The 24,700-nt window shown below is 70.2% G+C and carries 21 protein-coding genes and 1 rRNA gene; 5 read left to right on the top strand and 17 right to left on the bottom strand.

Annotation, left to right across the window (positions count from 1 at the left end):
- The 16 genes from ACGLYG10_RS13885 to pheS form a co-directional block, all read right to left on the bottom strand.
- Positions 1–225 (bottom strand): 16S ribosomal RNA (locus ACGLYG10_RS13885); the annotation flags it as partial.
- 357 nt (positions 226–582) lie between these two features.
- The gene (gene tyrS / locus ACGLYG10_RS13880) at positions 583–1,845 is read right to left on the bottom strand and encodes a tyrosine--tRNA ligase (RefSeq protein ID WP_073333227.1); all 1,263 of its coding nucleotides are present in this window, start codon (positions 1,843–1,845) and stop codon (positions 583–585) included.
- 181 nt (positions 1,846–2,026) lie between these two features.
- Complete coding sequence (locus ACGLYG10_RS13875) at positions 2,027–2,686, bottom strand: endonuclease III domain-containing protein (protein ID WP_073333225.1); 660 nt, start codon at positions 2,684–2,686, stop codon at positions 2,027–2,029.
- Positions 2,683–3,321: a class I SAM-dependent methyltransferase gene (locus ACGLYG10_RS13870; protein WP_073333223.1), complete on the bottom strand. Its 639-nt coding sequence runs from the start codon at positions 3,319–3,321 to the stop codon at positions 2,683–2,685. Before ACGLYG10_RS13870 ends, ACGLYG10_RS13875 begins: the two co-directional genes overlap by 4 nt.
- Positions 3,318–4,028, bottom strand: a complete 711-nt coding sequence (locus tag ACGLYG10_RS13865) for a DNA-3-methyladenine glycosylase (protein ID WP_083565927.1) — start codon at positions 4,026–4,028, stop codon at positions 3,318–3,320. Before ACGLYG10_RS13865 ends, ACGLYG10_RS13870 begins: the two co-directional genes overlap by 4 nt.
- A gap of 10 nt (positions 4,029–4,038) precedes the next feature.
- Complete coding sequence (gene argH / locus ACGLYG10_RS13860; RefSeq protein WP_073333219.1) at positions 4,039–5,556, bottom strand: argininosuccinate lyase; 1,518 nt, start codon at positions 5,554–5,556, stop codon at positions 4,039–4,041.
- Positions 5,557–5,570: 14 nt separating this feature from the next.
- A complete protein-coding gene (locus tag ACGLYG10_RS13855) occupies positions 5,571–7,019 on the bottom strand; it encodes an O-antigen ligase family protein (protein WP_083565926.1) in 1,449 nt (482 codons plus the stop codon).
- Between the two features lie 246 nt (positions 7,020–7,265).
- A complete protein-coding gene (locus ACGLYG10_RS13850) occupies positions 7,266–8,489 on the bottom strand; it encodes an argininosuccinate synthase (protein WP_073333216.1) in 1,224 nt (407 codons plus the stop codon).
- Positions 8,490–8,568: 79 nt separating this feature from the next.
- Positions 8,569–9,132, bottom strand: a complete 564-nt coding sequence (locus ACGLYG10_RS13845) for an arginine repressor (RefSeq protein WP_073333214.1) — start codon at positions 9,130–9,132, stop codon at positions 8,569–8,571.
- Positions 9,129–10,370, bottom strand: coding sequence for an acetylornithine transaminase (locus ACGLYG10_RS13840; RefSeq protein WP_073333211.1), 1,242 nt, complete (start codon positions 10,368–10,370; stop codon positions 9,129–9,131). The genes ACGLYG10_RS13845 and ACGLYG10_RS13840 overlap by 4 nt, the downstream gene beginning before the upstream one ends.
- Positions 10,367–11,305 carry an acetylglutamate kinase gene (gene argB, locus ACGLYG10_RS13835; RefSeq protein WP_073333209.1) on the bottom strand — a complete coding sequence of 313 codons (939 nt, stop codon included), beginning with the start codon at positions 11,303–11,305 and terminating at the stop codon, positions 10,367–10,369. Before argB ends, ACGLYG10_RS13840 begins: the two co-directional genes overlap by 4 nt.
- Entirely contained in the window at positions 11,302–12,498 is a 1,197-nt protein-coding gene (gene argJ / locus ACGLYG10_RS13830; protein WP_073333207.1) for a bifunctional glutamate N-acetyltransferase/amino-acid acetyltransferase ArgJ, read from the bottom strand. Before argJ ends, argB begins: the two co-directional genes overlap by 4 nt.
- The gene (gene argC, locus ACGLYG10_RS13825) at positions 12,495–13,595 is read right to left on the bottom strand and encodes an N-acetyl-gamma-glutamyl-phosphate reductase (RefSeq protein ID WP_170866523.1); all 1,101 of its coding nucleotides are present in this window, start codon (positions 13,593–13,595) and stop codon (positions 12,495–12,497) included. Before argC ends, argJ begins: the two co-directional genes overlap by 4 nt.
- A gap of 135 nt (positions 13,596–13,730) precedes the next feature.
- A complete protein-coding gene (locus ACGLYG10_RS13820) occupies positions 13,731–14,222 on the bottom strand; it encodes a flavodoxin domain-containing protein (RefSeq protein ID WP_073333295.1) in 492 nt (163 codons plus the stop codon).
- 78 nt (positions 14,223–14,300) lie between these two features.
- Positions 14,301–16,955, bottom strand: coding sequence for a phenylalanine--tRNA ligase subunit beta (gene pheT / locus ACGLYG10_RS13815; protein ID WP_073333202.1), 2,655 nt, complete (start codon positions 16,953–16,955; stop codon positions 14,301–14,303).
- 1 nt (position 16,956) lies between these two features.
- On the bottom strand, positions 16,957–18,045 hold the full coding sequence (pheS, locus tag ACGLYG10_RS13810; protein ID WP_073333199.1) for a phenylalanine--tRNA ligase subunit alpha: 1,089 nt from the start codon (positions 18,043–18,045) through the stop codon (positions 16,957–16,959).
- A gap of 195 nt (positions 18,046–18,240) precedes the next feature.
- On the opposite strand from pheS, the gene ACGLYG10_RS13805 reads away from it, so the two are divergent.
- The 5 genes from ACGLYG10_RS13805 to ACGLYG10_RS13785 all read left to right on the top strand — a co-directional run bounded on the left by ACGLYG10_RS13805 (position 18,241) and on the right by ACGLYG10_RS13785 (position 24,325).
- Positions 18,241–19,089: a MerR family transcriptional regulator gene (locus ACGLYG10_RS13805; protein WP_073333197.1), complete on the top strand. Its 849-nt coding sequence runs from the start codon at positions 18,241–18,243 to the stop codon at positions 19,087–19,089.
- Between the two features lie 69 nt (positions 19,090–19,158).
- Positions 19,159–20,106: an ABC transporter ATP-binding protein gene (locus ACGLYG10_RS13800; RefSeq protein ID WP_073333194.1), complete on the top strand. Its 948-nt coding sequence runs from the start codon at positions 19,159–19,161 to the stop codon at positions 20,104–20,106.
- Positions 20,103–21,737 (top strand): ABC transporter permease, encoded by a 1,635-nt coding sequence (locus ACGLYG10_RS13795; RefSeq protein WP_073333191.1) that lies wholly within the window; start codon positions 20,103–20,105, stop codon positions 21,735–21,737. Before ACGLYG10_RS13800 ends, ACGLYG10_RS13795 begins: the two co-directional genes overlap by 4 nt.
- Positions 21,738–21,810: 73 nt before the next feature.
- Positions 21,811–22,668 carry a MerR family transcriptional regulator gene (locus ACGLYG10_RS13790; RefSeq protein WP_073333189.1) on the top strand — a complete coding sequence of 286 codons (858 nt, stop codon included), beginning with the start codon at positions 21,811–21,813 and terminating at the stop codon, positions 22,666–22,668.
- A 97-nt stretch (positions 22,669–22,765) separates the two neighbouring features.
- A complete protein-coding gene (locus ACGLYG10_RS13785; RefSeq protein ID WP_073333186.1) occupies positions 22,766–24,325 on the top strand; it encodes an ABC transporter permease in 1,560 nt (519 codons plus the stop codon).
- 5 nt (positions 24,326–24,330) lie between these two features.
- Here ACGLYG10_RS13785 and ACGLYG10_RS13780 read toward each other — a convergent pair whose 3' ends face one another.
- Complete coding sequence (locus tag ACGLYG10_RS13780; protein WP_073333183.1) at positions 24,331–24,681, bottom strand: hypothetical protein; 351 nt, start codon at positions 24,679–24,681, stop codon at positions 24,331–24,333.
- Between the last annotated feature and the right edge of the window lie 19 nt (positions 24,682–24,700).

Raw genomic sequence — 24,700 nt, 5'->3', positions numbered from 1 at the left:
CAAAGTTGAACCTATACCAACCCACCCATGCAGGCAGGCCAGACCACCCCGTATTAGCCGCCCTTTCAAGCAGTTATCCAGGAGAAGAGGGCAGGTTACTCACGTGTTACTCACCCGTTCGCCACTAACCAACCCCAGCAAAAAACCAGAGCCAGCCCGTTCGACTTGCATGTGTTAAGCACGCCGCCAGCGTTCGTCCTGAGCCAGGATCAAACTCTCCAAACAAAACAAAAACCAAACAAAGAAACCAACAAAAAACCAACAAAACAAACAAACACGACACACTATCGAGATCCCAAACAACACACCCACCGAGTTTTCACATCGCCTTACGGCTGAATGCTCCATCTCGGAAGCGCCGGAAGAACTTTAGCGAGCCGCCTGATTCGGGTCAAATCGGAATCCCGTGATTCCGATCTCGACCAGCGGCCCTGTTCAGTTCATTCCTGCCGCCGTCCCCGGGTCATCCCCGCGGCGGCGACAGGGGAAGACTTTACGCAGACCGTCCGGCTCGGTCAAACGCGGCGGCGGTGACAACAGCCACACGCCGTCGCCACCGCCGTCGCTCCGCGTCTCAGCGGTTCAGGACTGCCTGGCAACCGCCAGGTTGCGCCGTCCCTTCCGCACCAACACAACGCCGCCCGCCAGCAGTTGTTCCTGCGTCACGGGCGCGTCCTCGTCGGTCACTTTGGCGTTGTTGAGGTATGCGCCGCCTGCCGCCACCGTCTTGCGGGCAGCGTTGCGTCCCCGCTCCAGCCCGGTGGCAACCAGCAGGTCGACGATGGTCGAACTGCCCACCTCGAGGGGGGCGGTCGGTAGGTCCGCGGTTGCGGCAGTCAGCGTCGCCTCGTCCAATGCGGTCAGCTCGCCTCTCCCCCACAGGGCCGCGGTGGCGGCCTCCGCCTGCGCGGTTGCGTCCGCCCCATGAACCCAGGTAGTCACCTCGTGCGCCAGAACGCGCTGGGCCTCGCGTGCCTTCGGGTTGGTCGCCACGCTCTGCTCCAACCGCTCGATCTCCTCACGGGGCAAGAAGGTGAAGACCTTGAGGAAACGCACCACATCGGCGTCGTCGACCTGCAGCCAGAACTGGTAGAACGCGTAGGGGCTGAGCATCTCCGGGTTGAGCCAGATGGCCCCGCCCTCGCTCTTGCCGAACTTCGTCCCGTCGGCCTTGGTGATCAACGGGTTGGTCATGACGTGCACCGAGTCACCCTCGACCTTGTGGATCAGGTCCATGCCGCCCACAAGATTGCCCCATTGGTCATTGCCACCGACCTCCAGCGTGCAGCCGTAGCGGCGGTATAGCTCAAGGTAGTCATTTGCCTGGAGGATCTGGTAGCTGAACTCCGTGAAGGAGATGCCCTCCTCACTGGCCAGCCGACGGGCAACGATGTCCTTGGACAGCATGGTGCCCATGCGGAAGTGCTTGCCGAGGTCCCGCAGGAAGTCGATCGCGCTCAGCCCAGCGGTCCAATCCAGGTTGTTGACAATGCGCGCCGGGTTGTCGCCGTCGAAGTCAAGCAGATGCTCGAGCTGCTCACGCAGCCCCTGCGCCCACTCGGCAACTACTTCCTTGGTGTTGAGGGAACGCTCCCCCTTCGCACGCGGGTCACCGATGAGCCCGGTCGCACCTCCCACCAGGGCCAGCGGATGATGGCCGGCCAGCTGCAGGTGCCGCATGACCTTGACCGCGACAAGGTGACCGTGATGCAGGGAAGGCGCGGTCGGGTCGAAGCCGCAATAGAAGGTGACCGGTCCGGCGTTCAGCGCTGCGCGCAGCGCGTCGATGTCGGTGTGCTGGGCGATGAGGCCCCGCCACTGCAACTCGTCCAGGATGTCGGTCACGGTCCTGTGCCTTCCCATGTCTTCTCCCGGCACATGCGGGCCGGGGCCGGGGCGGTTGCCCGGCGCGGGCTAGTCTGCCACGGCCGTGCCGCATGCCAGATGAAGTGTCAGGAGAGCGGACATGCGCCTCCAGCGATATCGGCGCCACGGCTCCCCTCCGTCTTCTGGATGCACGCAGTACCTATCGGGGCCGCGCCGCGGCAATGCCGATCATGGGGCCGTAGGCCTCCCAGCCGCCGGCCGCCCGGGCGCGCTTGCCGGCTTCGATGATCAGTCCGTGGAGGTCCACGAGCTCCGCATGGCTGAGTCCCTCGGCATCGATGCGGGCCTCCAGGGCCTTCCTGGTGGTCTCGTAGTCGTGGCCGACGGCGTAGCCGGCCTGCCGTAACAGACGCCGCCCGTAGGCATCGAAGATGAAACGACGCCTGCCATAGACCATCAGCGCCGCCACATCAGCACTTTCCGGCCCAATACCGGGCAAGGACAGCAGCGCGGCGCGCAGGGCGTCGTCGTCCAGCTCCACCGCGGCCTTCCCATCCGCGGACAGCATCCAGGCGGCGAAGGCGCGCAGCGAACGCGACTTGGCCCGCATGAAGCCGGCCGGGCGGATGAGCGCGGTCAGTTCCGCATCGGTCAGGCGCAGCAGTTTCTCCGCTTCGAAGTCGGTGGCCTCCCGCAGCAGCGCCAGGGCGCGCTCGACATTCGTCCAGGCGGTGTTCTGCACCAGCACGATCCCGCACACGTATTCGAAGGGGGTCCGCGCGGGCCATACCGGAGTCTCCCCCAACGCGGCGTGCAGGAGCGCCAGTAGGTCGCGCACCGGCAGTGGGTCGCTGGTCATTGCCCCGCCCCCATCGGGCGGTCCCAGACCAGTGAGTAGCGCCAGTAGAAGCGACGACGCATCCGGGACCCCGGCAGGATCCGGGCGGACGCCGCGCGAATCTCCTGCAGCGACTCGCGCGCCGGTGCCGTGGGCACGCCGACATCGCGCCTTTCACCGTGCAGCAGGCTCGCGATCCGAATAGGTACCACGCTCATGGCGCTCAACGCCCAATCCCAGGCAGAGGCGTTGGCGGCCAGCCCGACGATCAGGAGCCGACCTCCCGGAGCGACCAGTGCGGCCAGGCGCTCCAGCCCCACTTCCAGCGGCAGGTGGTGCAGGACCGCCACGCAGGTGACGGTGTCGAACTCTCCAAGGCCGTCGGCCGCGCCCGGCGCCAGCACGTCTGCCTGCCGCACATCGGCTCCGGGGAGTCCGGCTAGGCGCGCGCGAGCACGGCTCGCGGTATCCGGATCGGTCTCGATCCCGACGACCTGGTCGCACACGGCCGCGAGCCGTTCCATGAGCAGTCCCTCACCGCAGCCCACGTCCAGGGCCCGCCCGCCGCGGCGGGCGGCGTCCGCCACGAGCTCGTTGTGGAAGGCCGCATTGTGGTTCCAGTAGCGGTTGGAATGCGCGGTGCCTGCGGCGCTCATCGTCTGCTCCCGCCCCGGCTGCGTGGACGTGCGGGCTTGTAGGGAGAGACCGTCGGCTCGCCGTCGATCCAGAAGCGCCACGGGAAGACGACGCCGTCGCCGCCGGGGCCGGACACACCGGTGCGCGGGCCGGTGCAGATACGAGCGGGGTCCGGTGCGCCTCCCGGTACGGGCAGCGTCAGGACCACGCGGGAGCCCGCCGGACCGAGCCGGACGCCGTCGTCGTCCCGGGTCAGACCGAGTGCCTGACACAGGCGGGCCGGCCCACGTGCCAGATCGCGGTCGGTGCGGGCGGCGGGCCGACGCCGACGCGCCAAGTCGAGTCCGTCCGTAACCTCCCCGCCGCGCAGCAGTACGGCGCGGGAGCGCCCGGCGGGCCCGCAGACGATATTCGCGCAGTAGTGCATGCCGTAGGTGAAATAGACGTAGATGGCGCCGGCGGCCTCGAACATGGAGGAGTTGCGGGCGGTGCGGCCGCGGTAGGCGTGCGAGCCCGGGTCCGCCTCACCCCGGTAGGCCTCGACCTCCGTCAGGCGCACCGACACCACACCCTGCGGTGAGTTGGTGGTCAGCACCGCGCCGAGCAGCCGCGGAGCCACGTCGACCGGGTCGTCGGCAAGCAGCCGGGCAACGTCCGCGGGCACGCCCGGCGCGCCGGCGGGGTCATCGCGGGGAGATTCCGTCCCCACCGCCTCCGACCACGTCATGTGCCCGTCCCTACGACTCCCGGACGGTGGTCCCGCCGGCCTCCGCCCCGGCGTCGGCGGGACCGTCGAGCAGGGAGCCCTCCCAGGAGAACACGCGCAGTTCGGCGGAGTGCTCGACGGCGCGAGCCAACTGCTCGACCACGCGCACCGGGGCGGTCCCTCCGTGACCGGCCCGGGCGGCGACGGATCCCTCGGCGGAGAGCACGCTGCGCACCTGCGGCGTCAGCCGCGGATCGATGGCGGCGAAGTCCGCATCGGTCAGGTCCCACAGTTCGATGCCGCGCCCCTCGCAGGCGCGCACGCAGGCGCCGGAGATCTCATGGGCCTCACGGAACGGCACGCCCCGCTTGACCAACCACTCGGCGATATCCGTGGCCAGGGAGAAGCCCTGCGGCGCCAACTGCGCCATGCGCTCATAGTTCAGGCGCATGGTGGCGACCATGCCGGACACGGCGGGCAGCAGCACGGCGAGCGTGTCGACGGCGTCGAAGACCGGCTCCTTGTCCTCCTGCAGGTCGCGGTCGTAGGCGAGCGGCAGGGCCTTGAGGGTGGCCAGCAGCCCGGCCAGGTCGCCGATCAGGCGGCCGGCCTTGCCACGGGCGAGCTCGGCGACGTCGGGATTCTTCTTCTGCGGCATGATGGAGGAGCCGGTGGAGAAGGAGTCGTCGAGGGTGACGAAGTCGAACTCCTTCGTGTTCCAGATGATGATCTCCTCCGCCAGGCGGGAGACGTCCACCGCGGTCATGGCCAGGATGAAGGACATCTCGGCGACCGTGTCACGGGCGGAGGTGCCGTCGATGGAGTTCTCGCAGGCGGCGTCGAAGCCCAGGTCGGCGGCGACGGCGTCGGGGTCGAGTCCGAGCGTGTTGCCGGCCAGGGCACCCGATCCGTAGGGGCTGACGGCGGCGCGCGCGTCCCAGTCCTGCAGCCGCTCGACGTCGCGCATCAGCGGCCAGGCGTGGGCGAGCAGTTGATGGGCTACCAGCACCGGCTGGGCGTGCTGCATGTGGGTACGGCCGGGCATGATGGCCTCGCCGGCCGCGGCGGCCTGGTCGATGAGCGCATCGACGACGTCGAGGACCAAGCCGGCCAGGTGCCGGGCCTGATCGCGCAGGTACATGCGGATCAGAGTGGCGATCTGATCGTTGCGGGAACGGCCTGCACGCAGCCTGCCGCCCAGATCCGCGCCGGCTCGTTCCATCAGGCCGCGTTCAAGCGCGGTGTGCACATCCTCGTCTGCGGGCGTCGGGGCGAAGGCGCCGGAGACGACGTCGTCCTCGAGCCGGTCCAGGGCGGCGAGCATGCCGTCGAGCTGGACGGCGTCGAGTAGCCCGGCGGTGGATAGGGCGCGGGCGTGTGCGCGCGAACCGGCGATGTCGTAGCGGGCCAGGCGCCAGTCGAAGTGCGTGGAAACCGACAGTGCCGCCAGGGCATCGGCGGGCCCGCCGGTGAAACGGCCGCCCCATAGGCTGATGCCGTTCGGTGAGGATGCGGGAGTGGAGGGGGTCTGGGGCGGCTGACTCGTCATGGGGCCATCATGACTCATCGTGACGGCCGACCGGGAGCGGGTCCGCTGCCCGGACCGACACAGGACGCTCGGTCCGCGGCCCGTCGTCGGCGTCGCGAGAGAGTTCGGTGGCTCTGACGCGCGGATGAGCCGCGGCCGTCGGCCTCGCCATCGCCGCGGTTGCGTTCGTAGAGACGGTGCAGACCCAACCAGGTGCCCAGGGCGCAGACGAGCACCCAGTTGCCCTCGCTCAGCAGCCGGGACTCGGTGAAGGACTGTACGGTCATCGCCGTCATGAGCAGGGCGGGTAGCAGCACCGAGGCGTCGGAGTCGACGTAGCGCAGCGCCAAGCGGAAGGAGCGATACAGGAGCAGCACGACCAGGACGACGACGAGCGTTGCCCCGACCACACCGGTTTGGAACAGCGCCTCGATGTAGGCGTTGTGGGCACTCATGGTGGGGGTGCCGTCCGGGCGGACCACGAGGGTGGCGAAAAGCGGCAGCCACGGCACCCAGTACATGATCCAGCCCCAGCCCAGGATGGTGTGCTTCTCCCACAGGTCCAGAACCCGCTGCCAGATCTCCCAGCGGCCGGACAAATCCGTACTGCGTCCCAGGGCCGCCGTCACCTGTGAGTGGAGACCGACCGCCGCGGCGACCAGCGCCACCCCCAGGGCTGCCGCGCTCATGAGTATGGCCGGGCGCAGCCGGGGCGGAGCGTGCCGCACCAGCCACAACAGCAGGCACACGGCGGCGCACACGATCAGGGCCACGGAAACGGTCGCCGATCCGGCGAGCACCAGCACCAGCAGGGATACGGCCGTCCAAGTCACCAGTCCCAGCGGACGCACCCGCCGGTCGGCCCAGCGCACCGCGACGCACAACAGGGTGAGCAGGGCGATGAATGCCAGCGGGTTGCGGTTGCCGACAATGCCTTGAATCGGGCCGCCGTTGAACAAGTCCCCGTTGACCCAGTAGTAGGAGATCGGCACCTCATCCCAGTCGCGCATGTACAAGGGGATGAGCGGGTGGTGCAATACCAGGGCCACCCAGGCCTCCAGCAGCAGGCTCAGCACAAGGGTGGCTTCGAGGGAGCGGCTGAGGGCATCGGTCAGCTGTCGCAGTGACAGGCCGCATGCCAGCAGCACGCCGGCCGCGCTGGTGGCAAGCATGAGCAGCGCCGCGAGGGCGGTTTCGCGGCGATACTGGGACCAGATGATGCTCAGCACGCAGACGACGACGTAGGCGGTTGTCACCGGGGGCAGAGCGCGCCAGGGCACGCGGTGACCCTCATAAAGGAAGACGAGCAGGAGCACGACGCCGCTCAGGGCGGCGATCACGCCGAAGGTCCACCAGCCGACGAGATCACGCACCCCCTGGCCGGAGAAGGTCAGGAAGAAGGCCCAGGTTCCCAGGGCGGGCAACAGCGGGCGGCGTGAGCCGCGTACCGTTGCGGTAACTCGGGCGCGGTCATCGGTTGGCACGCTGCTCCTTGCCGGTATTGCTTTCATATTCTCCGCCGCGCGGGTCGAGGCGGTGCCTACGCGGCTGAGGCGATGCGACATGATGTCGTACCGCCCTGCTGTAGCCGAAGCGTAATCGTTTGCGCTCCTCGCCGAGGCGGAATCGGAGCCCGAATAGGCAATCGGAGCCGCCGACGCGGCCGGCGGCCGACCGCACGGTCAATGTACGGTCGGCCGCCGGTGCCGTTATTGATGCCGGTTTCGGCGCTAGAAGGTGACGCCGTTGCCGAGGCGGACATCACGAGCGGCAGCGAGCTTGGACTGCATGCCGTAGATCTCGATGAAACCGCGGGAGGAGGACTGGTCGAAGGTGTCCCCCGTCTCGTAGGTGGCCAGGTTGAAGTCGTACAGGCCGGTGTCGGTGCGACGCCCGTTGACGGTGGCGCGGCCCCCGTGCAGCACCATGCGGATGTCACCGGTCACGTAGCGCTGGGTGTCCTCAATGAAGGCGTCCATGGAGCGCTTGAGCGGCGAGTACCACTGGGCCTCGTAGACCAGGTCGCTCCAGGCCTGCTCCATCTGCCGCTTGTAGCGACGCTGGAGACGCTCCAGGGTGACGGCCTCCAGGGCCTGGTGCGCCTCGATCAGCGCGACGGCGCCGGGGGCCTCGTAGATCTCGCGGGACTTGATGCCGACCAGTCGGTCCTCGACCATGTCGATGCGTCCCACACCCTGGGCGCCGGCGCGCCGGTTGAGTTCCTGAATCGCCTGCAGCGGGGTGACCGACTTGCCGTCGATGGCCGTGGGCACGCCCTGCTCGAAGTGGATCACGACCTCGTCGGGCAGCGGCGGGTAGGTGGGGTCGTCGGTGTAGACGTACACGTCCTTGGTGGGGGCGTTCCACAGGTCCTCCAGGAACCCGGTCTCGATGGCGCGGCCCCACACGTTCTGGTCGATGGAGAAGGGGTTGTGCTTGGTGGTCTCGATCGGCAGGTCGTGCTTCTCGGCATACTCGATGGCGACGTCGCGGGTCAGGGCGAGATCACGCACCGGGGAGATGCAGTTCATGTCCGGGGCCATGGAGGTGATGGCCACCTCGAAGCGCACCTGGTCGTTGCCCTTGCCGGTGCACCCGTGGGCGACCGTGCTGGCGCCGAACTCGCGGGCGGCCCGCACCAGGTGCTTGGCAATGACCGGACGGGACAGGGCGGAGACCAGCGGGTACCTGCCCTCGTACAGGCCGTTGGCCTTCAGGGCGGGCATGCAGTACTCGGTGGCGAATTCGTCCTTCGCGTCCGCCACATAGGCCTCCACGGCGCCGCAGTCGAGGGCGCGCTGGCGGATGACCTCCAGGTCCTCCCCGCCCTGGCCGACGTCGACCGCGACGGTGACGACCTCGCGGCCGGTCTGCTCGCCGATCCAGCCGATGGCGACGGACGTGTCCAGGCCTCCGGAGTAGGCGAGGACGACGCGGTCCTTGTGGTTGCTCATATGCGTTCCGTTTCTTTCTCTGTGGTGTCTGCGTAAGACGGGTCGTTGATGGGGAAATGGTCCGTGTGGGAGGGGCCGATCAGCCGCGCTGGCCCGGGTCCGCCAGGGCCAGCAGGTGCGCGGCCACATCGGCTGCGACCGCCTCCGAGCGGGTGATCACCAGCACGGTGTCGTCTCCGGCGATGCAGCCGAGCACGCCGGGCAGCATGGCGTCGTCGACGGCACCGGCCAGCAGCTGAGCGGCACCGGCCGGGGTGCGCAGGACCAGCTGGTTGCCGGCCCATTCGGCGGTCACCACCAGGTCGGCGCACCAGCGGGCCAGGCGGGCGGTGGTGTGCTCGGCCAGGGGCTCGCCGTCGTCGCCGGCGGCCGGCACCTGTCCGGGCGCACCGGCCTCGGGGATCGCGTACACCTGGGTGCCGCCGGCGCCGCGGACCTTGGTGGCGCGCAACTCCACCAGGTCGCGTGAGAGCGTGGCCTGGGTGGTGGCCACGCCGCGGCGGGCCAGTGCTTCACGCAACTCGGCCTGGGAGCGGATGCGCTCGTGGCCGAGGATCCGCGTGATCAGGGCGTGGCGGGCGGCCTTGGTTGCGGGCGTGGCCGATCCGGGTTCGTGGGCCGGGGCTTCGGGCGGGGCGCTCATGCCGCCGCCCGCTCGGCCAGGACGTCGGCGAGCACGCTGGTGAAGGCGTCGGCATCGGCGTCGGACAGGATGAAGGGCGGAGCCAGGCGGAGCGTATCGGGGCGAGGCGGGTTGACGATGAAGCCGCGCTGCTCGAGCTCGGCGGCGACCTCGGCGGCCGGGCCGACCCCGTCGGCCAGGCCCACGCCGCGCAGCAGCCCGACTCCACGCACCTCGGTCACGCCGGGCACGGCAATCAACCGCGCCGCCCACCGGTCCCCCAGCTCGGTGACCCGTTTGAGCAGCCCCTCCTTATTGATCGTGTCGATGACGGCCAGGGCGGCGGCCGCAGCCACGGGGTTGCCTCCGAAGGTGGTGCCGTGCTGGCCCGGGCCCAGCAACTGGGCCGCTTCCCCAGTGGCGACCGCGGCCCCGATCGGCATTCCTCCACCCAGTCCCTTGGCGAGGGTGACCACATCCGGGACCACGCCGGGGGCGAGCAGGTGGTGTGCCATCCAGGCGCCCGAACGCCCCATGCCGGTCTGCACCTCGTCGAGGATCAACAGTGCCCCCGCGGCGGTGGTGAGTTCGCGGGCCGCCTCCAGGTAACCGGCGGGCAGCGGGCGTACCCCGGCCTCCCCCTGGATGGGTTCGACGAACAGGGCGGCCACGTCCGGGCCCAGAGCCGCCCGCAGGGCGTCGACGTCACCGGCGGGGATGAATTCGACCCCGCCGGGCAGCGGCTCGAAGGGCTCCCGGTAGGCGGCCTTGTGGGTCAGGGCGAGCGCCCCCATGGTGCGGCCGTGGAAGGCGTCCTCCAGGGCGAGAATACGCGGGCGGGCGGCGCCGCCGTGACGGCGGGCGATCTTGAAGGCCGCCTCATTGGCCTCCGTGCCGGAGTTGGCCAGGAAGACCCGGGAGGCCTGCCGCGCACCGGGGAACACCAGGGCGTCCAGCGTCTCGGCCAGGCGGATCTGCGCCGGAGAGGTGAACAGGTTGGAGATGTGTCCCAGGGTGCCCAGCTGCTCGGTGACCGCGGCGACCAGGGCCGGATGGGCGTGGCCCAGGCAGTTGACCGCGATGCCGGCCAGCAGGTCGACGTACTCGTTGCCGTCGGCGTCCCAGACGTGAGCGCCGCTTCCGCGCACGAGCACGCGAGCGGGGGTGCCGAAGGTATTCATAACGGCGGCCGCGTAGCGGGTGCGCCAGGTTTCATTGGGGTCGGCGGCTGCGGTCGCCGCGGTTGCGGGCGTACTCATAGCGTGGCTCCTCCTTTCGTGCGGGACTGCGGGATGACGTCGGGGTGGACCACGGTGCCGACGCCGTCGTCGGTAACGATCTCCAGCAGCATCGAGTGCGGCTGGCGGCCGTCGACGACGTGGGCCTGGCCGACGCCGCCGCGCACGGCCCGCAGGCAGGCCTCCATCTTGGGCACCATGCCGCTGGACAGTTCGGGCAGGAGCGCCTCGAGCGCGTCGGCGCCGATGCGGGAGACCAGCGAGTCCTTCTCCGGCCAGTTGGAGTACAGGCCCTCCACATCGGTCAGCATGATGAGCTTCTGCGCCTTCAGGGCCACCGCGAGCGCGGCCGCGGCGGTGTCGGCGTTGACATTGAGCACGGTGGTGGCGTCGGCGACCAGCGGGGCGACCGAGGACACCACCGGGATGCGTCCCTGGTCCAGCAGTTCAGTCACGGAGCGGGGATCGACCTCGACGACGTCGCCGACCAGGCCGACGTCGACGCTCTCGCCGTCCACGGTGGCCAGGCGCTGGCGGGCGCGCAGCAGACCGCCGTCCTCACCGGAGATGCCGACGGCAGCGGATCCGGACTCGTTGAGCAGGCTGACCAGTTCGCGCTGCACGCCGCCGGTGAGCACCATGCGCACCACATCCATGACCTCGGGGGTGGTCACGCGCAGGCCGCCCTTGAACTCGGACTCGATGCCGAGGCGGGCCAGCATGGCGCTGATCTGGGGGCCGCCGCCGTGGACCACGACGGGGCGCAGGCCAACCTGATGGAGGAAGAGCACGTCTTGGGCGAAGGCGCGCTTGAGGGCGTCGTCGACCATGGCGTTGCCGCCGTACTTAATGACGATGGTGGCGCCCTTGTAGGCGCGCAGCCAGGGCATGGCCTCCAGCAGGACGGAGGCCTTCTGGGTGGGAGTCAGCGAGGTGGGCAGAGCGGTGGTGGTCATGTCGTGTAGTCCGCGTTGATGGTTACGTATCCGTGGGTGAGGTCATTGGTCCAAACGGTGGCCGCGGCGTCGCCGGCGTTCAGGGCGATGTCGATGCGGGTCTCGCGCGGGGTCATGTCCACGGTGGAACGGTCCGCCCCGAGGGCCCCGTGGGCGTAGATGGTCACCCCGTTGATGGCTACGTCGACGGCGTCGGGGTCGAAGGGGCACACCGCCTCGGGGACGGTACCGAGCTGGGAGATGACGCGCCCCCAGTTGGGGTCCTCGCCGGCGACGGCGCACTTGAGCAGGTTGGAGGCCGAGACGGTGCGGGCGGCGGCCTCGGCGGCGGCCTCGGTGACCGCGCCGGTGACGGTGATGGCGATGTCGTGGGTGGCGCCCTCCGCGTCGGCCACCAGCCGGCGCCCGAGGCGGCCCAGCAGTTCCTGGACGGCGGCGTCGAATTCATCCGCCACCGGTACCCTGCCGGAGGCGCCGGAGGCGAGCAGCAGCACGGTGTCGTTGGTGGACATGCAGCCGTCGGAGTTGATGCGGTTGACGGTACGGGCTGCGGCCCGGGACAGGGCGGATTGGGCGGCGTCGGCGTCGACGACGGCGTCGGTGGTGATCACGCAGAGCATGGTGGCCATGCCGGGGGCGAGCATGCCCACGCCCTTGATCATGCCGCCGATGCTCCAGCCGTCCAGGTGGAGGGCTTCCTCCTTGGAGACGGTGTCGGTGGTCATGATGGCGGTGGCGGCGTCGTGGCCGGCCTCCGGGCCGTCTTGCAGGGATGCGACGGCGGTGGCGGCGCCGTCCAGCAGGTTGGGCATGTCCAGGGGTACGCCGATCACTCCGGTGGAGCACACCAGGACGGAGTCGGCCGCGGTGCCGGGGCGGAAGTCGGCGAGCAGTTCGGCAACGCGGGCGGCCGTGGCTGCCGTGTCGGCGGCCCCGCGGGGACCGGTGCAGGCGTTGGCCGAGCCGGAGTTGAGGATGACCGCGCGGGCGCGGTTGGTCGGGCCGCGCCGACCGGAGAGTACTTCGCGGCACCAGCGCACCGGGGCGGCGACCACCCGGTTGGTGGTGAACACGCCGACGGCTACATCCAGGGGGCCGTCGTTGACCACCAGGGCGAGGTCGCGCTTGCCCGACTCCTTGAGTCCGGCACTGATCCCGGCGGCGCGGAAACCGGCGGCGGCGGTGACGCTCACGGGGCGACTCCTTCGGTGATGACCCCGGTGGTCTCGGGCAGGCCGAGGGCGAGGTTGAGGGACTGGACGGCGGCCGAGGCGGTGCCCTTGCCGAGATTGTCGATGGCGCAGATGATCACGGCAACGCCGGCGGCGGCGTCGTAGGCGACCTGCACGGTGGCCACGCCGGTGCCGGCGACCGCGCCGGTGACCGGCCAGACGCCCGCGGACAGCAGGTGAATGAGCGCCTCACCGGCTCCGGTGGGGCCGTAGACGCGCTCCCAGGCCTGACGCAGCACGGCATCGGGGTCATCGCTGCCGCTGACGGCCGCGGTGACCGGGGCGGTGACGGTGGCGAGAATGCCGCGGCTCATGGGCACCAGCACGGGGGTGAAGGACAGGCGCACGGAGTCCGGGGCGGCGCCGGCGACCTGGAGGTTCTGGATGATCTCGGGGATGTGCCGGTGGGTGCCGCCGACGGCGTAGGGCTGAGCGGAGCCGAGGGCCTCGGAGGCGGTCAGGTGGGGTTTGAGCGCCTTGCCGGCACCGGAGTAGCCGACGGCCAGCACGGCGTTCAAGCGGCCCGGGTCGATGAGTCCGGCGGCGACGCCGGGTTGTGCGGCCAGGGTGACGGCGGTGACGTTGCAGCCGGGCACCGCGATCCGCCGGGTGTTGGCCAGCTGCTCGCGCTGGGCGCCGGCCACGGTCTCGCCGGTGTGGAGGAGCTCGGGCATGCCGTAGGTCCAGGCGCCGGCGTAGTCGGTGCCGTAGAACCGCTGCCAGGCGGCGGCGTCGGTGAGCCGGTGGTCGGCGCCGCAGTCCACCAGGATGGGGGTGGGGCCGTCCGCCTGTTCCAGCGCGGCGGCGACGGCGCCGGACACGCCATGGGGCAGGGCCAGCACGACGATGTCGTGTCCGACCAGATGCTCGGGGTCGGTGGGGGCCACCACGCGGTCGGCCAGGCCGATCAGGTGCGGGTGGTGCTGCCCCAGGCGCGTGCCGGCCGAGGCGTTGGCCGTGACGGCGCCGATCTCGATCTGGGGATGTGCGGCGAGCAGGCGGAGGACCTCTCCGCCCGCGTACCCGGTCGCTCCGGCGACCGCTGCTGTCCATGTCACGCCGGAACCATACATCCGAGTGGATACATATGCACAGCTGGGCGGGCGCTGGAGCCGGGTCGGCTTACTCACATCCGCCGGGAATGTGTCACCAGACCCCGCAGGCAGCGCGGAGCGATGCCTACCGGGCGCCCCTCAACGTGCGGCCAGGTCCTGGGCGATCTTGTCGGCCCAGGCGCGCACGGCGTCGAGGTCGAGAAAGTCCCCCTCGGAGGCGCCGCCCATGCGGGCGATTGAGCGTTCCCGCAGCGAGAGTTCGGCCGGGTTGAAGCGGCCCGGGAAGGTCGCATGATCCTCCGGGTCGATGGACAGCAGCACCGGGCCGATGCGGTGCGGGTCAGAGACCTTGCCCTTGGGCAGGCCGGACAGGCCCACCGAGAACGCCCACACGGGGTGGGAGTGCAGGGATTCGCTGAACCGCTGGGTGAAGTCAATGGCCTCCGCGGTCCAGCGGGTCATGTACACGGCGCTGCCGAGCACGAACGCGTCGTAGCCGGCGACGTCGGTGACGTCCTCGGGGTGGGACTGGTCGACGTCGTGGCCCGCGGCGCGCAGCTCCTGCGCGATCGCCGCGCCGACTTCGTCGGTGGACCCGTGGCGGGAGGAAGACGTGAGCAGGATTCTCATGGCGTCAGTATCACCGTGCGGGGACGGTTCCGGCAGGCGGTCCGTCCGACGAACCGCCATCCGTGACCACCTCCACAATCAGGCGCGCAGCTGTGCGCCCAAGCGCTTGGCCGCACGCTTGACCACGCGCTTGCGCACCGCGGCGGTCTCCTCGGCGGTCAAGGTCCGGTCGGCCGCGCGCAGACGCAGGGAGAAGGCCAGCGATTTACGTCCCTCCCCGAGCTGCGGGCCGCGGAAGACGTCGAACAGGCGCACCTCATCGGCCAGGTCTCCGGCAGCCTCACGCACCACCTGCTCAACCGCGGCGGCGGTGACGGATTCATCGACGACGAGGGCGACGTCCTCCTTGGCGGCCGGGAAGGTGGACACGGGACGCACCTGAAGGACGCCGGCGTCGGCGGCTGCCGCCAGCAGCGGCTCCAGGTCGAGTTCGATGGCGCAGGCCCGCGGTGGCAGCCCAATGTTGCGGGCGATGCGCGGGTGCAGTTCACCGGCGTGGGCGATCAGCGCTCCGGGCACCAGTTCGCGGCCCTGCCGGACGGCGGGCAGGCGCACCTCGGCGGTGCGGCCGGGATGCCAGGGGGCGTAGGGCGCCTGCGGGGCGCCGACCTCGACATCTACCCCGAGCGCGCCGGCCACCGTGCGCACCAGTGCGATGGCGTCGGCCCAATCCCAGGGGCGGCCGGTACCGAGCACGCCGGCGCGCTCCCGGTCTCCGGCCAGGACGACGCCCACGTGCGTGGGCTGGGCCGGGATACCGGCGTTCAGCGCGGCGATCTCCGCGTCGGAGGGGCGGTGGTCCACACCCGGGATGGGCGCCGGCACGGTCCCGGCCGGATGGGTGACGGAGCCGACCTCGAACACGGCCACGTCCTCAAGGCCGCGCGAGACATTGCGGCGGGCCACCTCGAGCAGCGAGTCGAGCACGGAGGTGCGCAGCAGCGGAGCATCGTCGGCCAGTGGGTTGGCCAGGCGCACCGCCGCTCGGCGCGGATCGTCGGCGGGCAACTCGAGGCGGTCGTGCACATCGCCGATGAACGGGTAGGACAGCACCTGGGTGAGGCCGGAGTCGGCGAGGGCGCGCACGACGTCGCGGCGGGCGCGCTGCCGGAAGGTCAGGCCCGTGCCCGCAGGTGCCACCGGCACGATCGAGGCGATGTTGTCATAGCCGTCCAGCCGGGCGACCTCCTCGGCGAAGTGGGCGGCGCCCACCAGGTCCGGCCGCCAGGTGGGCGGGGTGACCGCGAGGAGCTCCACGCCGTCGACGGCGGTTCCGTCCGATTCAACCGTGCAGCCGATGGCGCGCAGCAGTTCGGTGACGCGGGCGGTGCCGTAGGCGACACCGGTCAGGCGCTGCGCGGCGTCCGCGCGGATGGTGATCGGCTGCGGCGCGACGGTGCGGTTGACGTCGGTGGCGACCGCATCGGCGGTGCCGCCACCGTACTGGACCAGCAGGTCCACGGCGCGCTGCGCGGCCACGGGAGCGAGCTCGGTGTCCACGCCGCGCTCGTTGCGCTTGGAGGACTCGGTGGGCAGCTTGTGCCTGCGGGCGGAGCGGGCGATGGACACAGGGTCGAAGTGGGCGGCCTCGATGAGCACGTCGGTGGTCTCCGCGTCGATCTCCGTCTCCGCGCCGCCGAACACGCCCGCCAGCACCAGCGGCCGGGAGCCCTCCCCGGACGGGGAGTCGGTGATCAACAGATCCTCGCCGTCCAGGTTGCGGGTGACCTCGTCGAGGAAGGTGAGGGTCTCCCCCGGCCGGGCGCGGCGCACCACGATCGGGGCGGCCAGCTTGTTCAGGTCGAAGGCGTGCAGCGGCTGGCCCAGGTCCAGCATCACGTAGTTGGTCACGTCCACGGCCAGGCTGATCGGGCGCATGCCGGCGGCGATCAGGCGGTCCTGCATCCACTTCGGGGAGGCGGCGGAGGGGTCGATGCCGCGCACCACGCGGGCGACGTAGCGGTCCACGCCCGAGCGACCGTGAATGGGGGCGGTGTCCTCGGCGAAGTGGACGGGGAAGCCGTCCGCCCCGGCCGGGGCGATGCCCTGCGGGAAGCGCTCGGGGTTGGTGGCGTCGGCCGGGTCCGTGAAGGCGGCACCGGTGGCGTGGGAGTACTCGCGAGCCACGCCGCGCATGGAGAAGCAGTAGCCGCGGTCCGGGGTGATGTTGATCTCCAGGACCTCCTCCCCCAGTCCGAGCAGGCCGATGGCGTCACTGCCCGGGGCGGGGACTGGTTCGCCGTCGCGACCGTGGGCGGCCAGCCAGCGCTCGAGCACGATGATGCCGGAGTGGTCGTCGCCGAGGCCGAGCTCCCGCTCGGAGCAGATCATGCCGTCGGAGATGTGCCCGTAGGTCTTGCGGGCGGCGATGGCGAAGTCGCCGGGCAGGACCGCGCCGGGCAGGGAGACCACCACGTGGTCGCCGGCCTCGAAGTTGTGGGCACCGCACACGATGCCGCGGCTGGGCAGTTCGGAGGGCTCCTTGCCGGTTCCGGGGGCGTCGTTGTACTGGCCGACGTCGACGCGGCAGTAGTTGATGATCTTGCCGTTCTTCTGTTCCTTGGCCTCACGGGTCAGTACCCGGCCGACGACGAGGGGGCCGGTGACGGCGGGGGGAACGATGCGTTCCTCCTCCAGGCCCACCTTGACCAGGTCGGCGGCCAGTTCGGCGGCGGTGGTGCCAACGGGAACATCGACGTGCTCACGGAGCCACTCGATCGGGACGTACGGCATGTCAGTTACCCCTTCCGGTGGTGCCGAACTGCTGGGAGAAGCGGATATCGCCCTCGATGATGTCATGCATATCGGCGATGCCGTGGCGCAGCATGAGGGTGCGCTCCAGGCCCATGCCGAAGGCAAAACCCGTGTACTCCTCGGGATCGATGCCGCAGGCGGTCAGCACGTTGGGGTTGACCATGCCGCAGCCGCCCCACTCGATCCAGCCGGCGCCGCCCTTCTTCTGCGGGAACCACAGGTCCATCTCGGCGCTGGGCTCGGTGAAGGGGAAGTAGGAGGGGCGCAGCCGGGTGCGCGCCTCGGGCCCGAACATGGCGCGGGCGAAGTGGTCCAGGGTCCCCCTCAGGTGTGCCATGGTCAGTCCCTTGTCCACGGCGATTCCCTCTACCTGATGGAAGACCGGGGTGTGGGTGGCGTCCAGCTCGTCGGAGCGGAAGACCTTGCCGGGGCAGGCCACGTAGATCGGCGGGGCCTGGGCGAGCATGACGTGCGCCTGCACGGGCGAGGTGTGGGTGCGCAAGACCAGGTTCGCGGTGGCGCCCGGGGCGCCACCCACGGAGGCGCCATCGATGTAGAAGGTATCCTGCATCTGGCGGGCGGGGTGGTCGGCGTCGAAGTTGAGGGCGTCGAAGTCGAACCACTCGTGCTCGACCTCCGGCCCCTCGGCGATCGACCAGCCCATGGCGGTGAAGAAGTCGGAGACCTCGTCGACGAGTACATCCAGGGGGTGGCGGGCGCCGGCGGCGGCGCGGTCGGTGGGGACGGTGACGTCGACGGCCTCGGTGGCCAGCATGTCTGCCTCCGCCTGCGCCTCAAGCACCTCCTGGCGGGCGGCCAGGGCGGCGGAGATACGGCCGCGCGCGCCGCCGAGCAGCTTGCCGGCGGCCGCCTTGGCGGCACGGTCGGGCAGCCAGCCGATCTCGCGGTTGGCCAGGGCCAGAGCGGAGGCGTCGCCGGCGTAGGTCAAACGCGCCTCCTTCAGCGCAGCGAGGTCGGCGGCGGCGTCGATGGCGGCGATGGCCTGGGCGACGAGGGCGTTGACGCCGGCCTCGTCCGTTGGCGAGAGGGCGCCGGGGGCGTCAGTCATATGCGGTTGCCTTCCACCAGATGAGTCGGGAATCTCCGGGTCCAGATTAGTCCGCGCCGCGCCAGGGCCCGAAATCGTCTCAGATGCGCGCCTGGGAGCGTGCCCTCGCCCGTGGGCGATGCATTACAGCGTTGCGCGGACGCATACGCGGGCGGGTCTTGACGGTGACGTTACGTCACCTGTTGGGATGGGTGCATGCGCATCAAGGAGATGTCCGATCTGGCCGGAACAACCCCGCGGGCGGTGCGTCACTATCACCGCCTGGGACTGTTGCCGGTGCCGCCGACCGTGCGCGGGCGGCGGGAGTACGGCGTAATGCACCTGGCCCGGCTCATGCGGATCCGTTGGCTCGCAGACGGCGGGCTGCCCCTGGCGCAGATCGCCGAGGTGCTCGCCCAGGATCCGGGTGGCGCCGACCGCGAGGCGGTACTGCACAGCCTGCGGGCCACTCGTGAGACGGTCATTGCGCGTCGCCGCGAGCTGCAGGCGCAGGAGGCCCGCATCGACGAGTTGATCGCCCGGGTCGAGGACGGTGAGGGGCTCGAGCCCATCCCCCAGCTGCTGGTGCGCTTCTACGACGCCGTGCAGGCACGCCTGGAGGAGGAGGGACTGAATACCCGCGGGCTGCGGGCCGAGCGGCAGGTGGTGACGGCACTGGCCGCCCTGGCCCTGATTCCCGACAGCATTGGCACCTTCCTGGCCGAGCTGGATGGCGCCGAGTGGGAGGCGGGCGTACGCATCTACGCCCAGATCGCCCGCCTGGAGCAGCTGCACGGAGAGGAAGCCCGTACCGCGGCCGTCGACCTGGCCGAGGAGACCTGGGAGTACACCCTCCGGCACCGGTCTACGGCGCTGGCCGCATTCTCCGACTTTCCGACCGGGTCGCCGGGTCGCACCACCTGGCGGCTGACCCAGATGATCACCGACACCTACACCGGACCGGCACAGCACCTGTACCTCGACCGTTTCCTGGAGCTGCTCATGGCGGACCCGGACTTCGCCGCCGTCATTCGGCGCCTGGCCGGTGACGAGCCCGCGCTGTAAGCAGCTCCTGCTCCGGACCGTCCCTGATCCCGATCCCACCACCCACACTCTCATGAAAGGACACCATTGATGACAACACGCAAAGACAGGGGCCGCGCCGTCGGCGCCACGAGTCCGTCCGGAACCCCGATTCGGGTGCAGGGCCTGGTCAAGCGCTTCGGGCGCTTCACCGCCCTGGACGGGCTGGACCTGGAGGTCGCCGCCGGTCAGGTGCACGGCTTCCTCGGCCCGAACGGAGCGGGCAAGTCCACGACCATTCGCACCCTGCTGGGCCTGTACCACCCCGACGGCGGCAGAGTGCGCGTGCTGGGGCGCGATCCCCGGCGTGAGGCACCTCAGATCAACCGGGAAGTGTCATACGTGGCCGGGGATGTGGCGCTGTGGCCGAACCTGACCGGCGGACAGGCGCTCGACGCCCTGGCAGGTCTGCGCGGCAAGCGGGACCGCGCCCGGGAGGACGAGCTGATCGAGCGCTTCGCCCTGGACCCGACCAAGAAGGTGCGCACCTACTCCAAGGGCAACCGGCAGAAGGTGGCACTGGTGGCGGCACTCGCCGCACCGACAAGCCTGCTGATTCTCGACGAGCCGACCAGCGGCCTGGACCCCCTGATGGAGCAGGTCTTCATGGATGAGGTGACCCGGGCCGCGGCCCAGGGGCGCACCGTGCTGCTGTCCAGCCATATCTTCGCCGAGGTGCAGCGCCTGTGTAGCGCCGTGACGATCATCAAGGACGGCCGTGTGGTGGAGCAGGGCGACCTGTCCCGGCTACAGCAGCTGGCCCGTACCCAGATCGAGGTCGGCGGTGACGCGGATCTGCTGCGCGGCATAGCCGCGTCGCTGCCGCAGCTGGAGGACGAGCTGACTGTGGAGGACGGCCGCCTGAGCGTGCAGGTGGGCGCCGCCCGGGTCCCGGCGGTGCTGGCGGCGGTCGCCGCGCAGGGAGCCACCGACGTGATCTGCCGGCCGGCGAGCCTGGAGGACCTGTTCCTGCGTCACTACGAGGAGGTGCGCGGATGAGCGCCCACGACGATCTGCGCGGCTTGCGCCGCGCGCTGCGACTGACCGCCCGGAGGCTGCGTGTGCAGGCGCTCGCCTGGATCCTGCCCCTGTGGCTGGGCCTGGCGTCCTTCGCGCCGGCTTATCAGGACGCCTACTTCTCCGAAGCCGGTGACGCCGGTGGTGGGGGCGGCAATGCGGTGGTCGAGGCGCTGCGGGCCTCCCCGGGCACGCGCCTGCTGTACGGCGAGCTTCCCGACCCGGGCACCATCGGTCAGCTGGTGCAGTGGGAGGGCGCCACCTACCTGCTGGTGTGCACCGCGCTTATGGCGGTGCTGTTGACCTGCCGCCTGTTGCGCGCGGACGAGGACGAGGGCCTGACCGAGCTGTTGCGGGACACTGGCACCGGTAGGTGGGTGCCCTTCCTCGCCCCGGTGCTGGTTATCTGGGCGGCGGTCGGCGTCCTGGCCGCCTTGGTGGGCGGCACGCTCGCGGCCGAGGCCACGCAGATCGAGTCGCTTCCCGCGGCGGGCGGATGGGCGTTGGCCGGAGTGACCGCCGTCGTCGGCTGGGGCTTCGCAGGCCTGGCCGCCGTGGCCTGCCAGTTGGCGCGCAGCGCCGCCGGCGCCCGCCCGCTGGCCCTGGCATGTGTTGGGGTCGCCTTCATGGTGCGGGTGGCCGCCGACCAATGGGAGCTCACCTGGCTGCGGTGGTTCACGCCGCTGGGGTGGCGCGACCTGGTCGCCCCTTACACCGATGATGACCCCCTGCCGCTGGCCGTGTGCGCCGCGATATGTGTTGCCCTGGTGGTGGCGGCCGGAGCCCTGTACGCCCACCGGGAGTATGCGGACGGCTACCTGCCCGACCGGGCCACCAGCGGGCGCCGCTGGCGGATCCACGGCTACGCCGACCTACTAACGCGCCTGTCCACACGCACAACACTGGCTTGGGCCGCGGCGATTGCCTGTTTCTCGGCGTTATTCGGCTCTATGACCGAGGGCATCCTGGACATGATGCGGGACGAGCGCATCGCCGAATACGTGAACATGCTGGTACAGGCCGGCGCCGACATGATGGAACAGTTCATGTCGCTGATGACCGTGATGATGGTGCTGCTGATCGCGGTGGCGGCGACTGGGCAGGCGGGTCGGCTCGCCGCCGATGAGGACGCCGGACTGGTGGAGGCCGAGGCCGCCGTCGGGGTGCCGCGCCGGCGTCTGTTCCTGATGCAGGCAGTCTCGGCGGCAGCGGTGGGGACGATTCTGCTGGTGCTGTGCGGGGCCGTGCTGGCCGCAGTCACGGCCACGCAGGTGACCGAGGATCATGCAGTGGAGCGGGCCTTCGTGTTCACCGTCACCCAGCTGCCCGGCCTGCTGGCGGCGATTGGCATTGCGCTGGCGGTGGTCGGCGTGGCGCCGCGACGTTTTGGCCTCGTGTGGGCAGTGATCGCCTGGAGCGCCTTCGCCAGGCTGCTGGGCGGCATGATGGATCTGCCGACCTGGGCGCAGGACCTGAGCGTGCTTGGGCACTACCTCGACGTCGTCGGCGACCCGGACTGGGTGCCGCTGGCGGTGCAGACGGCTATCGGCGTCCTCGGTACCGCCGTCGGCCTGGTGGCCTACCGACGCCGCAACCTGAGTGGAGCCGGGTGAATCGAGGGCTACGTGCGTACCGCCTCTGCCTGGCAATTGACAGCGACGCAGGGTCGCTTGCTGGGATGTGGGCATGCGTGTCAAGGAGATGGCCGACCTCGCCGGCACCACCACACGGGCGGTACGCCACTACCACCGGCTCGGCCTGCTGCCGGTACCGCCGTCGGCGGGAGGGCGCCGGGACTACGGCGTCGAACATCTGGCGCGGCTGCTGCGCATCCGCTGGCTGGCGGACCGCGGCCTGTCCCTGACCCAAGTCGCACAGATTCTCGCCGCGGATGCGCGGGGCACGGATCGCGAGGCAATCCTGCGGGACCTGCGTTCGGCACGTGAGAACATCGAGGAACGGCAGCGGGCGCTGCGTGAACAGGCCGATCGCGTCGATGAGCTCATCGCCCGGGTTGCCGGCGGCGACCCTCCCTCACCATTGCCCACTGCACTCACCTGCTTCTACGACGACGTCGCCCGCCGGATACGCGGCCTGGAGGCCCCGGCCGGGGACCGGGCCTTGCAGGTCCTGACCGGGGAACGGCGCCTCATGATGACGCTCGCCGCGCGCGAGATGATTCCCGCCAGTGCGGGCCGGTTCATTGCGGAGCTCGACGCCGCCGAGCGCGACGCGTGCGCCCGACAGATATGCGCCTTCGCCGAATTGGAGCAGACGGGTGAGGCCGGTGCGGTCGAGCTGGCGCAGGAGTCGTGGGCACTGGCCCTGCGGCACAAGCAGAGTTCGCTGGCTATCCTGAACGACCTTCCCGAGGGCGCGCTGGGGCGAGCCCTATGGGATTTGGCCGGGGTCCTCTCGACCATAAGCTATCCGCTCAAAGTCCACCGAGTCTTCACCGGCGCACTGCTCGACCTGATGCTGGCCGACCCAGACTTCGCGGCGGCGATCCACCGGTCGGCCGGCGGGAGGCGGGTCAGCTTGTGACAACTCGCGCCGAGCACCTTCCCGTACGGATGCGCGCCGCACCCAGGCCGCAGGCAACTGCGCCTGTCCATGGGCTGCGCCCGACCGTGCATCTGCTGTGGCACGCCTGCGGTGGCAGGTCCTGGCCTGGTGCCTGCCCCCATGGCTGCTGGCGGCTGTCACTCCCCCGGCGTATGAACGCGTGTATCCCTCGCCACAGACCCGGGAGCTGCTCGTACAGAGCATGCGCGATACGCCGGGGACCCGCCTGCTGTACGGCGTCCTGCCGTTGCCGGGACGGATCGGGCAACTGGTGCAGTGGGAGACGGGCACTTACCTGTTGTTCTGCGTGAGTCTCATGGCGGTGCTATTGGTCACCAGGACAATGCGCGCCGACGAGGAGGACGGCCTGGTCGAGGTACAGCATGCGGCGGGAGTGGGGTGGGCGACTCCCTTCGCAGCGCCGGTGCTTGTGTGCAACGGGGCGGTTGCAGGGTTCGGACTCGGCGTCGGCCTGGTTCTAACCGGCGTGGCTCGATTCGTGACCGAGATGACGGTTGTTGGGGCTTGGATGCTGGCGGGCGCGGTCGCGGTGACCGGCTGGGCCTTCATCGGTCTGACGGCGTTGGGCTGTCAGTTGTATCGGCGGGCGAGCCAAGCGCGATTGCTCGCCCTGGTGACCCTAACGGTGGGGTTCGCGCTGCGGGTGGCGGCGGATGAGCTCGGTGCCGCCTGGCTGCGGTGGCTCACGCCCCTGGGCTGGCGCGACCTGGCGGCTCCCTACACCGACGACGACCCCATGCCACTGGCCCTGTGCGCCGCGACATGCGTTGCCCTGGTGGCGGCGGCCGGAGCCCTGTACGCCCACCGGGAGTACGCGGACGGCTACCTGCCCGACCACTCCGCCGACAGACACCGCTGGCGGATCCACGGCTACGCCGACCTACTAACGCGCCTGTCCGCGCGCGCGACCCTGGCGTGGGCGGTAGCGGTGGCCTCCTTCTCCGCATTGTTCGGTGCCATGGCGGGAAATCTCACCGGCCTGCTGGAGCCGGGGTCGGCGACCGGTTCGTATGTCGGGAAAATGGCCGCCGGCAGCCCGGTCCAGCAGTACCTGTCGCTGCTCACAATAATGACTGCCCTGCTCGTCGCGGTGGCCGCGGTGCAGCGGATCAACGTCGTCGTTCTGGAGGAACGGTCCGGCCTGATCGACGTCGATTACGCGGTCGGGCTGTCACGGACCCGGTTGTTCGTGGTGCTGGGCGGTGTGGCCGCGGTTGAGGCCTTCGGCCTGCTGGTGCTCTCCGGCGGCGTGCTCGCCGCCGCGACGGGTTCTCAACTCGCCGAGGACCATGCCGTGGGCCGGGCCTTCGTGTTCACCGTCAGCCAGCTGCCCGGAGCGCTGGCGGCGATCGGCATCGCCCTGGCGGTGGTCGGCGTGGCACCACGGCGCTTCGGGGTCGTGTGGGCAGTACTTGCCTGGAGCGTGTTCGCTCGTTTCTTCGGTGGACTGGTGGAGTTGCCGACCTGGGCGCAAGACCTGAGCGTGCTTGGGCACCACCTCGACGTCGTCGGCGACCCCGACTGGGCACCGCTGGCGGTGCAGACGGCTATCGGTGCCCTCGGTGCCGCCGTCGGCCAGGTGGCCTACCGACGCCGGGACCTGCCAGGTGTCTGAACCGCTTACTGAAGCGCGGCAAGTCCGGCCAGGTGACATGCGGCCGCAGCGACAGCACCGCCCGCCATGCCAGGCTGCCGGCGCGCAACACCGATCGCCACATCACCGAGCTGAGCGAGCGCGGCAACGGCCAAGACGAACTGGGTCAGCGGATACACGGGCGTAAACCAGACGACGCACACAACCACCACACCAAGCGGCACCGCCCTGGCCGCATACATCGCCGGATAGAAGCGGTCAACGTCGGTGCCCGTGCCGCCAGGCGCCAGCAACTCCGGGCGGAGCAACGCCGCCGCAGCAGCAATCACCGACGCGACTCCCATGACTGAGTTGAGAAGCGCCAACCACCACGGCATGTCAACCACCTAGCTAGAT

Origin of the sequence: Actinomyces glycerinitolerans, from assembly GCF_900098745.1 — a bacterium.
Classification (GTDB): domain Bacteria; phylum Actinomycetota; class Actinomycetes; order Actinomycetales; family Actinomycetaceae; genus Actinomyces; species Actinomyces glycerinitolerans.
The sequence above is the reverse complement of the archived record's forward strand: the minus strand, read 5'-3'. Positions and strand labels throughout refer to the sequence as shown.

What these genes read in the sequence shown, in the direction of transcription:
- argB (WP_073333209.1), bottom strand. Translation starts at nt 11,305, where the DNA reads ATGACCACCACCGCTCTGCCCACCTCGCTGACTCCCACCCAGAAGGCC.
- ACGLYG10_RS13800 (WP_073333194.1), top strand. Translation starts at nt 19,159, where the DNA reads ATGACAACACGCAAAGACAGGGGCCGCGCCGTCGGCGCCACGAGTCCG.
- ACGLYG10_RS13780 (WP_073333183.1), bottom strand. Translation starts at nt 24,681, where the DNA reads ATGCCGTGGTGGTTGGCGCTTCTCAACTCAGTCATGGGAGTCGCGTCG.
- ACGLYG10_RS13845 (WP_073333214.1), bottom strand. Translation starts at nt 9,132, where the DNA reads ATGAGCGCCCCGCCCGAAGCCCCGGCCCACGAACCCGGATCGGCCACG.
- pheT (WP_073333202.1), bottom strand. Translation starts at nt 16,955, where the DNA reads ATGCCGTACGTCCCGATCGAGTGGCTCCGTGAGCACGTCGATGTTCCC.
- argH (WP_073333219.1), bottom strand. Translation starts at nt 5,556, where the DNA reads ATGACGAGTCAGCCGCCCCAGACCCCCTCCACTCCCGCATCCTCACCG.
- ACGLYG10_RS13870 (WP_073333223.1), bottom strand. Translation starts at nt 3,321, where the DNA reads ATGAGCGCCGCAGGCACCGCGCATTCCAACCGCTACTGGAACCACAAT.
- ACGLYG10_RS13795 (WP_073333191.1), top strand. Translation starts at nt 20,103, where the DNA reads ATGAGCGCCCACGACGATCTGCGCGGCTTGCGCCGCGCGCTGCGACTG.
- pheS (WP_073333199.1), bottom strand. Translation starts at nt 18,045, where the DNA reads ATGACTGACGCCCCCGGCGCCCTCTCGCCAACGGACGAGGCCGGCGTC.
- ACGLYG10_RS13850 (WP_073333216.1), bottom strand. Translation starts at nt 8,489, where the DNA reads ATGAGCAACCACAAGGACCGCGTCGTCCTCGCCTACTCCGGAGGCCTG.
- ACGLYG10_RS13875 (WP_073333225.1), bottom strand. Translation starts at nt 2,686, where the DNA reads ATGACCAGCGACCCACTGCCGGTGCGCGACCTACTGGCGCTCCTGCAC.
- ACGLYG10_RS13840 (WP_073333211.1), bottom strand. Translation starts at nt 10,370, where the DNA reads ATGAGTACGCCCGCAACCGCGGCGACCGCAGCCGCCGACCCCAATGAA.
- ACGLYG10_RS13865 (WP_083565927.1), bottom strand. Translation starts at nt 4,028, where the DNA reads ATGACGTGGTCGGAGGCGGTGGGGACGGAATCTCCCCGCGATGACCCC.
- ACGLYG10_RS13805 (WP_073333197.1), top strand. Translation starts at nt 18,241, where the DNA reads ATGCGCATCAAGGAGATGTCCGATCTGGCCGGAACAACCCCGCGGGCG.
- ACGLYG10_RS13790 (WP_073333189.1), top strand. Translation starts at nt 21,811, where the DNA reads ATGCGTGTCAAGGAGATGGCCGACCTCGCCGGCACCACCACACGGGCG.
- ACGLYG10_RS13820 (WP_073333295.1), bottom strand. Translation starts at nt 14,222, where the DNA reads ATGAGAATCCTGCTCACGTCTTCCTCCCGCCACGGGTCCACCGACGAA.